This window comes from Nonomuraea longispora (genome assembly GCF_004348345.1).
In the GTDB taxonomy this organism is placed as follows: Bacteria; Actinomycetota; Actinomycetes; order Streptosporangiales; family Streptosporangiaceae; genus Nonomuraea; species Nonomuraea longispora.
This window is the reverse complement of sequence record NZ_SMJZ01000247.1, coordinates 1-11,722: the sequence shown is the minus strand read 5'-3', so window position 1 is coordinate 11,722 and position 11,722 is coordinate 1. Positions and strand designations below refer to the sequence as shown.

The following is an 11,722-nucleotide window of genomic DNA, read 5'->3' as shown; positions in this document are numbered from 1 at the left end:
CCACTCACCCTCGCAGCCGAGCAGCCCCGCCACCCCGTCGCACGCCGCCGGATGCCCCATGAGCAGCTCCGCCACCGGCCCGGACGCCACGGGTGCGGCGACCGACGAGGCGGGCATGGGCCGGGCCGACCACGGCGCCACCCACGAGTCCACCGCGGGCAGCGAACCGGGGAACGTACGGCCGGCCTCACGCACGAGCACCGGCACCAGGTCGGCCGCCCCCGAGCGCAGCGTGGTGATCAGCTTGGGCAGCCACGGCAGCAGCACGCTGTCGGGCAGCCGCCCGAACGCCTTGGAGATCACCTCGACCACGAACCCCGACAGTGCCGGAGCGGGCTCCATCGCGTGCACGAAGCCCATGATGTACTGCGGGAACGACGGGATGACCAGCGGGTTGGCGAGCAGGTCGTCGCAGCGCGCCCGCAGGTCGGCCATCGTGAGCAGCCCGAGCTGGGTGTGCGCCGCCCACAGCAGCGCCGCCTTGGCCGGCGCCTCCGGATGCGACTGCTGCACAGCCAGCTCCAGCTGCGCCCGGTCGCAGCCGAGCGCCAGCGCGAGGCTCTCCATCGTGAACAGGAACCCCAGCATGGCCCCCACCTGCCGCACGCCGGTGTCGTCGTCCACGAAGGCCGTCGGCAGCAGGGTGCAGTAGTGCGCGTAGCCGGTCGTCACGAACGCCTCGCACCAGGCCGGCAGCTCGGGCTCGTTGGCGCGGTAGTACGCCAGCAGCCGCCGGATCCTGCGCAGCACCTCCGGCGCGTCGTCGACGCCGCGTTCGGCCGCGAGCAGTTCGACGGCGCGCTCCCCGAGCTCGTCGGCGAAGCGCCGGCTGCCGAGGAAGAGCACCGCGTCCTCGACCGCCGCCAGCGCGACGGCGGCGGTGGCCTTGGGATCCCACACGGAGCGCCGCAGCCGCTGCTCCAGCACCTGCTCGATGGTGACGCCCTCGTAGCCGAGCTCGATGATGGAGCGCTGGTGCTTGCCGAACGCGAGATCCCAGCTCTCCTGGATCGACCGTTCGCCGAGCCTGCGCTCACCCATGATGGGCCGGACGGCGTCGTCGGGGAGGAGGTAGCGCAACATCCAGAGCAGGTCGGAGCAGGGCACCAGCCCGGGCTGGGCACCGAGGTCGACGAGCGCCCGCTGGATCGTACGTTTGCCCAGGTCGAGGCCGAGCGGCGCGAGCCGGTCGTAGACGTTCCTGGCCAGCGGCGGCAGGGCGTCGTAACCCACCTCCCCCACGCGGTCGCCGCCGAGCAGGATCTCGCACAGGCGCCGCACGTCGCGGCGGCCCGGCACGACGTCCTTCTCGATGCAGGTGACCGCCGCGTCCTGGAAGTCGTAGGGGGTGGGCCTGGCCCTGTTGCGCATCCCGGCCAGCAGGATCGACGTCTCGAACACCGCGATGGCGTCGGCGGTGCTGGCCAGGTAGCCGTTGCGCCGGGCCAGCCGGACGATGTCGACGCACCAGCCGAGCAGTTCGGCCTCGTCGAGTGCGTCGAGGGCGGGCGGCCGGGACAGGAACCCGGTCAGCCGGTCGGCGGGAGCCTCGTCGGCCTTCGGCGGCGGCAGCTTGGCCGCCCGTTTGCGGGCGCCCTTCTGCCCGGCCAGCTGGAACGGGGCCAGCTTGGTGCGGGTGACCGCCTTCGCCCAGGTGGCCGCCGCGATCGACACCGACCCCTGGGCCACCCCGAACTGCGCCTCTATGGCGGAGTGGCTGGACGGGATGAGGCCGTACAGCCACTTCGTGCCGGTGCGCGGGCTGATCGTGTAGGGGGCCGTGGATTCGATGCCGAACTGCTCGACACGGCTGGCGGCGTGGAACGCGCCGCACACGTAGAGGCAGTCGCCGGGGTCGGCGCCACCGGCGGCCAGATGCTCGCGCATCCGGGTCCACATGTAGCGCTCGCGGTCCTCGTCGGCGGCCAGCCGGTCGCCGTCGGGGGTGAGCCGGCGGAACAGGCTGCCGATCAGCACCATGACCTGACGGTAGGTGTCGTAGTCGGCACCCGAGAGCGGCTGCTCGACGTACTGGTCCCACCACTCCGACCAGTGGCGCACCTTGCCGTGGTGCAGCAGGTGCTCCTCCAACTCGGCGAAGCGTGGGCGCAGGTCGCCGATCTCGACGCCCACCGCGTCGCCGTGCAGGCCGGCCTCCTCGTTGCGTTCCTTGGCGTCCTCCTTCGGGGCCCACTGGAAGACGTGGTCGGTCGAGCGGTCGACCAGCACCAGCTCGACGCCGGGCGTTTCGAGGGCGTAGGCGATGGCCTGGTATTCGGCCGACGCCTCGGTGATGGGCGCCACCACGCTGAGCGGCGCCCACGACTTGGGGAAGCCGTCGAGGTCGGTCGCGAACGCCTGCACCGCCACCGGCAGCCGGCAGTTGCGCAACTCGGTCAGCAGCGGCTGCAGGTCTTCGCACAACTCCAGGTAGATGACCTTCGGCTGCTTCTCGCGCAGCCGCCGCACCATCGCCAGCGCGGAGGCCGGCGAGTGGTGGCAGACGGGGAAGATCTCCAGCTTCTCGCGCAGCGCCCTGTCGACGTCGTCGACCAGCCCCGCCAGGATGCCGGACACGGCGACGGGACTGTCGGCGAACGTCTCGGCGGCGTCGAGCAGCTGCTCGCGGAGCGAGCCGAACGGGCTCGTCTGGCCGGTCATGAGAGCGTGGCGATGGCCTCGCGGCCGCCCTCGAGGAACTCGGGCCACTGCCCGCCGTCCTTCTTGCTGCGGGGCTCGACGACGCCGTGCCAGTATTTGTTCAGGATCGCCAGGTCCTCCGGGCTGCGCCGGGCCAGCGAACCGACCAGCGAACCGGCGAGCGTCTGCGCGCGCAGGGTGCGGTCGCCGAAGAAGTGGCTGTGCAGGATGGCGTCCTCCAGCACGCCGATCTGCTCGGCCGTCGACAGCGCCGACTCCAGCTTCTCGTCGTCGCTGGTGGCCGAGGAGGCGGCGGAGCGCAGGTCGGCGAAGCTCTGCAGGAGGATGTCGAGCAGCGTGGGCGGCAGGTCCAGCTCGATCCGGTGACGGCGCAGCAGCTCTTCCGTACGGAAGCGCACGATCTCCGCCTCGCTCTTCTTGTTCGTCACGACGGGGATGCGGACGAAGTTGAAGCGGCGCTTGAGCGCGGACGACAGGTCGTTGACGCCCCGGTCGCGGCTGTTGGCGGTGGCGATGATGGAGAAACCCGGCTGGGCGAAGACGATGTTGTCGTCGTCGAGCTCGGGGATGGAGACGTATTTCTCCGACAGGATCGAGATGAGCGCGTCCTGCACGTCGCTGGTGGAGCGGGTCAGCTCCTCGAAGCGGCCGATCACGCCCCCCTCCATCGCCGTCATGATCGGCGAGGGGATCATCGAATCACGCGACTGCCCCTTGGCGATGACCATGGAGACGTTCCACGAGTATTTGATGTGGTCTTCCGTGGTGCCGGCGGTGCCCTGGACCACGAGCGTCGAGTTGCGGCAGATGGCCGCCGACAACAGCTCGGCCAGCCAGCTCTTGCCCGTGCCAGGGTCGCCGATCAGCAGCAGGCCCCGGTCGGAGGCGAGGGTCACGATGCTGCGCTCGACGAAGCTGCGGTCGCCGAACCACTTCTGCGCGATCTCCCGCTCGAGCCCGTCGGACCGTTCGGAGCCGAGGATGAACAGCCGGATCATGCGAGGGCTCAGCCGCCACGAGAACGGCTTGGGGCCGTCGTCGATCGACTCGAGCCAGTCGAGCTCCTCGGCGTACTTCACCTCTGCGGGGGCGCGCAGCATATCGTCACTCATGCGGGGGTCTCCTAGGTGAGGAAGTTCTTGAGCTCGGACACGAGCTTGCGGATGTGGCCGGAGAGCACCGGGGTGCCCAGGTCCTTGAGTTTCTGGCGATACCACGGGTCGACGCTCTGCGAGCCGGAGCTGTTGACCGAGCCGACGGGGATGAACTTCACCCCCGAGCGGTGCACCGCCTCGAAGTCGGTGATCAGCGAACGGTTGTCGTAGAAGTCGGAGATCCACACCATCACGGTGTTGCGCGGATCGGAGATCTTCGGTCTGGCGAGGGCCATCGCGGCCGTGCCGTCGGTGCCGCCGCCGAGCGTGGTGCGCAGCAGCACCTCGAACGGGTCGTGCACCCACGGGGTCAGGTCGAGCGCCCGGGTGTCGTAGGCCACCAGGTGCACGTCGACCTTGGGCAGGCCGGCGAAGATCGACGCCAGGATGGTGCAGTTGACCATCGCGTCCACCATGGATCCCGACTGGTCGACGACCACGATCAGCCGGGCGGGGGTGGTGCGGCGCGCGGTCTGCTTGTAGTAGAGCCGGTCGACGTAGAGGCGTTGGTCCTCAGGGCTCCAGTTGGTGAGGTTCTTCCAGATGGTGCGCTCGACGTCGAGGTTGCGGAAGACCCGTTTCGGCGGCACCGACCGGTCGATCTCGCCGACGCTGGCCTTCTCCACCTGGGTGCGCAGCACCTCGGCGACCTCGTCGACGAACCTGCGGATCAGCGCCTTGGCGTTGGCCAGGGCGACCCCCGACAGGTTGTGTTTGTCGTGCAGCAGCTGCTCCATGAGCGACATGCTGGGCGTCAGCTGCTTCGACAGGACCGGGTCGGCGAGCACCTCGCGCAGGTGCATGCGCTTGACCAGGTCACCCTCGATGCCGGCGAGCACCGCGGCCAGCTCTTCGTCGCCCACCCGGTGGCGCAGCCCGCCCGGCTCGCAGCCCATGCCCTTCTCGAACCAGCCCGCGTCGTTCTTCCAGCTCTCCAGCCGGGCCGCGGTGACGTTGCCCGAGCCGGTGGCGAACACGTTGAGCAGCAGCTTGGAGACCAGGGCCGCGCGGCGCACCTCCGAGCCCTGCTCGTGCTCCTTGTCCGCCATCAGGTCGCGCAGCTCGTCGCCCAGCTCGGGGAAGCGTTGCACCAGGGTGTCGACCGACACCCCGGGGTCGAGCAGCCCGGGCGGCAGGCCGAGGTCCTCGACGATGGCCATGCCGGCCGTCTCGAGTGCCGGCTGCTCGTCGGGGCCGAACAGCCGGGAAAGCAGGCGCCAGTAGAGCACCTGACGCCGGGTCATGTCGGCGTTTTCCAAGATGTCGGTCATTTCCGCAACAGCCGTCCCGCTCGCTCGCGCAGCACGGCGACCACGTCACCGGCCTTGGCCTCGGCCTTGACCACCTTGGGGTCGGTGGGACCCATGGCCCAGTCGCCGTTGTGCGCGGCGACCGGCTTCTTCTTCACCGTCGCCTGGACGGCCAGCGGCTGCAGCACCCAGCGGCCGTCCCAGCGCATCAGGCCGATGCACGCCGAGGAGGCGGCCACGAGCTCGGGGGTGAGCGGGCCGCCGCGCGGCAGGCGGTCGAGGCCGAGCGGCAGCGCGTGGCCGCCTCCCGCCGGGGACAGGTCGAGCGAGCCATCGACGACGGAGTAGCCCTCCAGGAGGACGGGCTCGGCGATGCGTACGGGATGGCGGTCGAGCGGCGGGACGGCCGGGGCGCTCACCCCGGGCAACGCCACCCGCGCCGTCGTGAACGGGTCGGCGGGCTCGCCCGCGGCGGCCCGGTCGTCGTGCCACACCAGGTCGCCACCCGGAAGCAACGGCATGTCCGTGATCTCCAGGCTGCGGTGACCGGCCAGCGCGCCCAGCAACACCGGATGGGCGCCCATCAGCCGCCACACTGCCGGACCGACGATCGTGTCGACCTTGGCGGCCGCCACGCTGGTGCGCACCAGTCTCGCCTGTCCTCCTCGCGTGGGCTCCAGCACGCCGTGGACCTGCGCCCGCACCACGGTGGCGTGCTCGTGCACGTCGGCGCCAAGGATCAGCAGCCGCCCCGACACCGGCTCGGCGCCACCGTGCCACGGGCCCCGCTGCGCCAGCAGCAGGCCGCGGGTCCACAGGTCGGCCCACCTGCGCGCGGGCAGGCGGTCCATCGTCGCGACCGGGCTCGACGCGCGCAGCTCCGCCGCCAGGCCGTCGAGCAGCACCGCGAGCCCGCGCAGCTCCGGCACGGCGAGCAGCGCCTCGATGGCCTGGTCTGCCGCGCCGGCGAGGTCGTGGTCGACGCCCCGCCACCCGACGATGGCCAGCTCACGCAACCACATCCGGCACCCGTCGAGCAGATGCCCCGGCACCTGGACGGGCACCCCATCTCCCGAACCGGCCTCCTGCCCACCCGGCGAATCCCCCGAGCGCGCCTCCTGCCCGTCGCGCGGATCACCGGAGGCGGCCTGCCCTCCCAGGGGCCGGTCCGGTCGCGGCGCGCCCGGCGCCGGGTTCCAGGGGGTGCGGGGCCGGCCCAGCGCCGTGTCGAGGCGGCCGAGCAGAGCGTCGTGGACCGCGCCGCACAACGCCGCGCGTCCGCCGGCGAGCGCCGCCAGGTGCTCGCCGGCGATCGACCCCGTGGCCACCTTGTCCGCCGCCTCGCTCACCCGATCGCCGATCGGGCTGGCGGCCAGCGCGCCCGCCAGGGCCGACAGCGCCGCCGCCGCGTCCTCGCCGACCCGGGCCAACCCGAGCGTGAGCGCGTCGTCGAACCCCGCCACCAGGTCGAGCGCCTCATCGGCGCCCTCGGGCCCGCCCGCGAGCACCTCACCCAGCTGTACGTCCAGCATCAGCGCGCCACCTCCTTATAAGGGGCCGTCGAGGGGAACCAGTGCAGCTCGGCCAGCGGATCGGTGCTGTCGGCCACTTCGAGATAGGCCAGATGGCGCAGGAACCGGCTGAACACCACGGCCGCCGGGGTGCGCTCGGGCTGCCCGTGGATGCAGCTCATCAGCGAGTCACCCGCCGGCACCTCGACCCGCAGGTAGCGGGCCACGCGGTCGAGGCCGTACTGCACGACCGCCTCGTCGGCCAGCATGCGGATGTGCTTGCAGGCGTGGCCGTGCAGCGCGCCGCACGGCCGGTTGTTGTTGGTGCTGCAGCTCAGCGCGTGGGTGCCGGCGGTGATCGAGGAGACGTAGACCCGCTCGATGTCGGATCCGCTCGACACCACCCCCTGCAACCGCCCATCGGCCAGCTCGACGAAGGGCACCTTCGCCAGTTTGCGCGGCGCGACAGGCGGCACCACAGGCACCACGCTGCGCCGCTCCCACGCGGTCTCGTCCGCGTTCACGACCTCAGAACCTCCCGCCCCAGCCGGTGCGGGGGCGCAGGCGGGAGTGCCCGCGCCGCCGCGAACGGCTGATCATGGTCCGGGAACTTACCCCACACGACCGACAGAACCGACCCGGAACGATCAACGGCTGCGATGCCGCCGTACGCCCAACGGGACGGGCGGGTTGTCGATAATATTGCTGACCAGGATGGGTTCGTACGGCATCGGGAGGATCGTGTGCCCCCAGGGTCCCCGCAGGAGGAGACGCTGACCGGACGGGTCAGAGCAGCGGTGCTCCGCGGTGATTTCGTGCCCAACCAGCGGCTCATCGAGGCCGACGTGTGCGAGCAGTTCGGCGCCACCCGCGCCGCGGTGCGCGAGACCTTCAAGGAGCTGGCCGCCGAGGGCCTGGTCGAGATCCTCAGGAACAAGGGCGCCCGCGTCCGCGCGGTCTCCAAGGAAGAGGCCGTCGAGATCACCGAGGTGCGGATGGTGCTGGAGGGCTTGTCGGCCGCCAAGGCCGCGGAACGGGTGACCCCCGAGCAGGCCGGGCGGCTGCGGGAGATCGTCACCTCCATGCGTACGGCCGTGCAGGGCAACGATCTCGACCGCTATTCCGAGCTGAACGCCGCCCTGCACGCCGAGATCCGCGAGATCGCCGGCCACCGCACCTCAGCAGTGATCATCGAACGGCTGGGGGCGCAGGTGGTGCGGCACAAGTTCCGTCTCGCCCGGCAGCCGGGCCGGGCCGCGGTGTCGCTGCCGCAGCACGAGCTGATCGTGGCGGCCATCGTGTCCGGCGACCCGGAGGCCGCGCAGACGGCGATGCAGCAGCACCTGCGCAGCGTCGCGAAAGCGCTGGAGGCCTCCGACGGCTGACCGGCCCCGCACCGACTCACTCGCGGGTCGGCGATGAATTGTCGACGATCGCCTGGGCAATCGGTACGGACGTCAGGCCACGTGTTCCTTGATCGCCACGCTGGTCAGGGCGAACAGCAGGTCGAGGTCGGGCTCCCCATCCAGCTGCACGGTGACCCAGGCCCGGTCGGGGCACGCCATCACCTGGCCGCACTCGCGCAGATAGGGGCCCAGCCGGTCGATCGCCGGCGCGGTCAGGCGCACCTGCACCTCGTCGGCGCCGGCCAGTCTCAGGATCTCGGTTCCGCGTACGGTGAACGTGGGGCCGCGCCGGGTGTCACTCACCACGATCGCCGGCCAGGATCGGAACTCGGCAACCGCACGGACCACGTAGGGCCCGTGGCGTGCAACGGTCCGCCGCCAGGCGGTCATCCCTGCCACGCCTCAATGCTGAGGCACGGTACACCTCCACGTCAGCGACCGTTCCGCAACCGTTATCTATCCGTCCGGTGAGATCGCTCACGGCTTCCGGCGGGATCGGGCGCGCACGCGCCTTCAGAGCCGGATTCTGATGATATTTCGCCATCTGAGCGTCGCGTATTGACGCCCCCCCGACCTGCGGCTACCGTCCATATTATAAGGAAACTTTACTAATAGTTTCCTTGTGGCATCCCCATCCCGTACACCCCCCAACCGGATGTCGGAGAATCATGAGACACACCACCCTGCGCAAGACCCTCGCCGGGCTGGCGGCGTTACTGCTGCCGCTCACCGTCCTCGTCGCCGCCCCGTCATGGGCCGCCACCTCCTCCTCCGCCGTCGCCGCCATGGCCGACTGGTCCACATGGACGGCCTACACGGTGGGCGCGCGCGTCACCCACAACGGCGTCACGTACGAGTGCCTCCAGAGCCACACCTCCCAGCCCGGCTGGGAGCCACCGAACGTCCCCGCGTTGTGGAAGCGCGTCAGCGACGGAGGCGGCGGAGGCGACACCACCGCCCCGAGCGTGCCGGGCAACCTGCGTACGACCGGCGTCACCGACCGCAGCGTCTCGCTCGCCTGGAACGCCTCCACCGACAACGTCGGCGTCACCGGCTACGAGGTCTACCGGGGCGGCACCCTGGTCAGCACGGTCACCGGCACCACCCACACCGACACCGGGCTGAGCCCTGAGACCCGCTACTCCTACACCGTCAGGGCTCGCGACGCCGCGGGCAACCGCTCAGCCGCCGGCAACACCGTCAACGCCACCACCGCCGAGGGCGACGGCGGCGACCCGGGCGGTCCCGGCGACGGCGGGAACAAGGTGCTCGGCTACTTCGTGCAGTGGGGCGTCTACCAGCGCAACTATCACGTCAAGAACATCGACACCAGCGGCTCGGCGGCCAAGCTGACGCACATCAACTACGCCTTCGGCAACGTGCAGAACGGCCAGTGCGCGATCGGCGACAGCCACGCCGACTACGACCGCTTCTACCAGGCGAACGAGAGCGTGGACGGCGTCGCCGACACCTGGGACCCAGGCGCGCTGCGCGGCAGCTTCAACCAGTTGCGCAAGCTCAAGCAGAAGCACCCGCACCTGAAGGTGCTGTTCTCGTTCGGCGGCTGGACCTGGTCCGGCGGCTTCACCCAGGCCGCCCAGAACCCGGCCGCGTTCGCCGAGTCCTGCTACCGGCTGGTCGAGGACCCGCGCTGGGCGGACGTGTTCGACGGCATCGACATCGACTGGGAATACCCGAACGCCTGCGGCCTTTCCTGTGACAGCAGCGGCCCGGCCGCGTACAGGAACCTCATGCAGGCGCTGCGCGCCCGGTTCGGCTCGGGCAACCTGGTGACCGCCGCCATCACGGCCGACGGCACCAACGGCGGCAAGATCGACGCGGCCGACTACGCCGGAGCCGCGCAGTACGTCGACTGGTACAACGTCATGACTTACGACTACTTCGGCGCTTTCGCCCCGCAGGGCCCGACCGCGCCGCATTCACCGCTCACGTCCTACAACGGCATCCCGACGCCCGGCTTCCACTCCGACGCCGCGATCCAGAAGCTGAAGAGCAAGGGCATCCCGGCGAGCAAGCTGCTGCTCGGCGTCGGCTTCTACGGCCGCGGCTGGACCGGCGTCACGCAGGCCGCGCCGGGCGGCACGGCGAGCGGGGCGGCGCCCGGCACGTACGAAGCGGGCATCGAGGACTACAAGGTGCTCAAGACCCGCTGCCCCGCCACGGGGACGGTCGCCGGCACCGCGTACGCCCACTGCGGTAACCAGTGGTGGAGCTACGACACGCCGGCCACGATCGGCGGCAAGATGAGCTACTCGAAGAACCAGGGCCTCGGCGGCGCGTTCTTCTGGGAGCTCAGCGGCGACACCTCCAACGCCGAGCTGCTCACGGCCATGAGGAACGGCCTGGGCTGACGGTGAACCGTCAGGGGCCGGCCCGCACTGATCGGGCCGGCCCCTTCGGCGGGACGGTTCAGCCCAGCTCGCGCACCTGCTCGGCCGTCAGCGACACGGCGGAGGCGGCGAGGTTCTCCTCCAGGTGGGCGACCGTCGACGTGCCGGGGATCGGCATCGTCACCGGGGAACGGGCCAGCAGCCAGGCCAGGCTGACCTGCGCGGGCGTGGCGCCGACGGCCTGTGCGACGTGGTCCACGGGACCGCCGGGCTCGGCCAGCCTGCCCTTGGCGATGGGGCTGTACGGGATGAACCCGATGCCCTCCTTCTCGCAGTGCTCCAGCACCCCTTCCGAGACCCTGAGGGTGAGGTTGTAGCGGTTCTGCACGGTGGCGATCTCGACGACGCGCCGCGCCCGTTCCAGCTCCTCGACGCTCACCTCGGACAGGCCGACGCTGCCGATCTTGCCTTCGTCCCGCAGCGCCCTGAGCTCGCCCACCTGGTCCTCCAGCGGAACGACTGGGTCGATACGGTGCAGCTGCAGCAGGTCGATCCGGTCGAGCCCGAGCCTGCGCAGGCTCATCTCGACCTCCTGCCGCAGGTACGCGGGCCGCCCCACCGGCTCCCACTGGCCCGGCCGCGGGCGTACGAACCCGGCCTTGGTCGCGATCAGCAACCCTTCCGGGTAGGGGTGCAGCGCCTCCCTGATGAGCTCCTCGTTGACGTACGGCCCGTAGGAGTCGGCGGTGTCGATGAGGTCGACGCCCAGCTCGACGGCCCTGCGCAGCACCCGGACGGCCTCGTCGTGATCGCGCGGCGGCCCCCAGACGCCCGGCCCCGTGAGGCTCATGGCGCCGAAGCCGAGACGGCGGACGTTCTTGCCACCGACGGTGAAGGTGCCGGGCGAGTAGGACATCTGGCCTCCCAAGGTGCAACGTTCCGAGTCCGTGATTCAACGGATACAGGACCCATCTTCCTATGCCCCTGATTGATGCATACGTCTCGGGCTACGCACGCGCATTTCACCTCACCTTCGAGGAGCAACCATGCGTTCTGCTTCACGCAAGAGCGTGGGGAGGGCGCCGTCTTCGGCGGCACCGCCGGGGTCCCGCTCGACCCGTGCTACCACAGCGCGTGCGACGGCGTCAGGAACGTCAACGACAGGGCGCTCGACGTGAACTCCGACGTGAACTCCGACGCGATCGCCACCCTGGCGGGCACGTACGCGAACGACACCGGCGGCATCGGCGACGCCCCGCCGGCGCCGCCGCAGACCACCGCCCGCAACGCCGCCGCGGACGGGCACCGGCCCGCCGACTCCCCCAGCTGACCCTTTGCTTCGGGACCGGCCCGCCACATGGGCCGGTCGCGGGCGACACACCCGAACCC

10 protein-coding genes are annotated in these 11,722 nt (G+C 70.8%); 3 read left to right on the top strand and 7 right to left on the bottom strand.

What is annotated here, in order from left to right; all coding sequences use genetic code 11:
• From E1267_RS38980 to E1267_RS38960, 5 genes are all read right to left on the bottom strand, one after another.
• A partial coding sequence (locus E1267_RS38980; protein ID WP_132340548.1) for a DUF5682 family protein occupies positions 1-2,661 on the bottom strand: 2,661 nt, incomplete at its 3' end.
• Positions 2,658-3,773 (bottom strand): ATP-binding protein, encoded by a 1,116-nt coding sequence (locus E1267_RS38975; protein WP_132340546.1) that lies wholly within the window; start codon positions 3,771-3,773, stop codon positions 2,658-2,660. The genes E1267_RS38975 and E1267_RS38980, both read right to left, overlap by 4 nt.
• 11 nt (positions 3,774-3,784) lie before the next feature.
• Positions 3,785-5,086: a VWA domain-containing protein gene (locus tag E1267_RS38970; protein ID WP_132340544.1), complete on the bottom strand. Its 1,302-nt coding sequence runs from the start codon at positions 5,084-5,086 to the stop codon at positions 3,785-3,787.
• Positions 5,083-6,597 carry a hypothetical protein gene (locus tag E1267_RS38965; protein ID WP_132340542.1) on the bottom strand — a complete coding sequence of 505 codons (1,515 nt, stop codon included), beginning with the start codon at positions 6,595-6,597 and terminating at the stop codon, positions 5,083-5,085. The genes E1267_RS38970 and E1267_RS38965 overlap by 4 nt, the downstream gene beginning before the upstream one ends.
• Entirely contained in the window at positions 6,597-7,100 is a 504-nt protein-coding gene (locus tag E1267_RS38960; protein WP_132340541.1) for a hypothetical protein, read from the bottom strand. The genes E1267_RS38965 and E1267_RS38960 overlap by 1 nt, the downstream gene beginning before the upstream one ends.
• A gap of 219 nt (positions 7,101-7,319) precedes the next feature.
• Here E1267_RS38960 and E1267_RS38955 point away from each other — a divergent pair, with 219 nt between their 5' ends.
• Positions 7,320-7,961 (top strand): GntR family transcriptional regulator, encoded by a 642-nt coding sequence (locus tag E1267_RS38955; protein ID WP_246064546.1) that lies wholly within the window; start codon positions 7,320-7,322, stop codon positions 7,959-7,961.
• A gap of 72 nt (positions 7,962-8,033) precedes the next feature.
• Here E1267_RS38955 and E1267_RS38950 read toward each other — a convergent pair whose 3' ends face one another.
• Positions 8,034-8,372, bottom strand: coding sequence for a luciferase domain-containing protein (locus tag E1267_RS38950; protein ID WP_246064548.1), 339 nt, complete (start codon positions 8,370-8,372; stop codon positions 8,034-8,036).
• A 278-nt stretch (positions 8,373-8,650) separates the two neighbouring features.
• Here E1267_RS38950 and E1267_RS38945 point away from each other — a divergent pair, with 278 nt between their 5' ends.
• On the top strand, positions 8,651-10,354 hold the full coding sequence (locus E1267_RS38945) for a glycosyl hydrolase family 18 protein (RefSeq protein WP_132340535.1): 1,704 nt from the start codon (positions 8,651-8,653) through the stop codon (positions 10,352-10,354).
• 58 nt (positions 10,355-10,412) lie between these two features.
• Here E1267_RS38945 and E1267_RS38940 read toward each other — a convergent pair whose 3' ends face one another.
• Positions 10,413-11,249 (bottom strand): aldo/keto reductase, encoded by an 837-nt coding sequence (locus tag E1267_RS38940; RefSeq protein WP_132340533.1) that lies wholly within the window; start codon positions 11,247-11,249, stop codon positions 10,413-10,415.
• Between the two features lie 75 nt (positions 11,250-11,324).
• On the opposite strand from E1267_RS38940, the gene E1267_RS38935 reads away from it, so the two are divergent.
• Positions 11,325-11,663: a hypothetical protein gene (locus tag E1267_RS38935; protein ID WP_132340531.1), complete on the top strand. Its 339-nt coding sequence runs from the start codon at positions 11,325-11,327 to the stop codon at positions 11,661-11,663.
• Positions 11,664-11,722 lie beyond the last annotated feature (59 nt).

Excerpts from the sequence above, each read along its gene's own strand:
- E1267_RS38940 (WP_132340533.1), bottom strand. The coding sequence starts at position 11,249 with ATGTCCTACTCGCCCGGCACCTTCACCGTCGGTGGCAAGAACGTCCGC.
- E1267_RS38935 (WP_132340531.1), top strand. The coding sequence starts at position 11,325 with ATGCATACGTCTCGGGCTACGCACGCGCATTTCACCTCACCTTCGAGG.
- E1267_RS38975 (WP_132340546.1), bottom strand. The coding sequence starts at position 3,773 with ATGAGTGACGATATGCTGCGCGCCCCCGCAGAGGTGAAGTACGCCGAG.
- E1267_RS38950 (WP_246064548.1), bottom strand. The coding sequence starts at position 8,372 with ATGACCGCCTGGCGGCGGACCGTTGCACGCCACGGGCCCTACGTGGTC.
- E1267_RS38965 (WP_132340542.1), bottom strand. The coding sequence starts at position 6,597 with ATGCTGGACGTACAGCTGGGTGAGGTGCTCGCGGGCGGGCCCGAGGGC.
- E1267_RS38945 (WP_132340535.1), top strand. The coding sequence starts at position 8,651 with ATGAGACACACCACCCTGCGCAAGACCCTCGCCGGGCTGGCGGCGTTA.
- E1267_RS38970 (WP_132340544.1), bottom strand. The coding sequence starts at position 5,086 with ATGACCGACATCTTGGAAAACGCCGACATGACCCGGCGTCAGGTGCTC.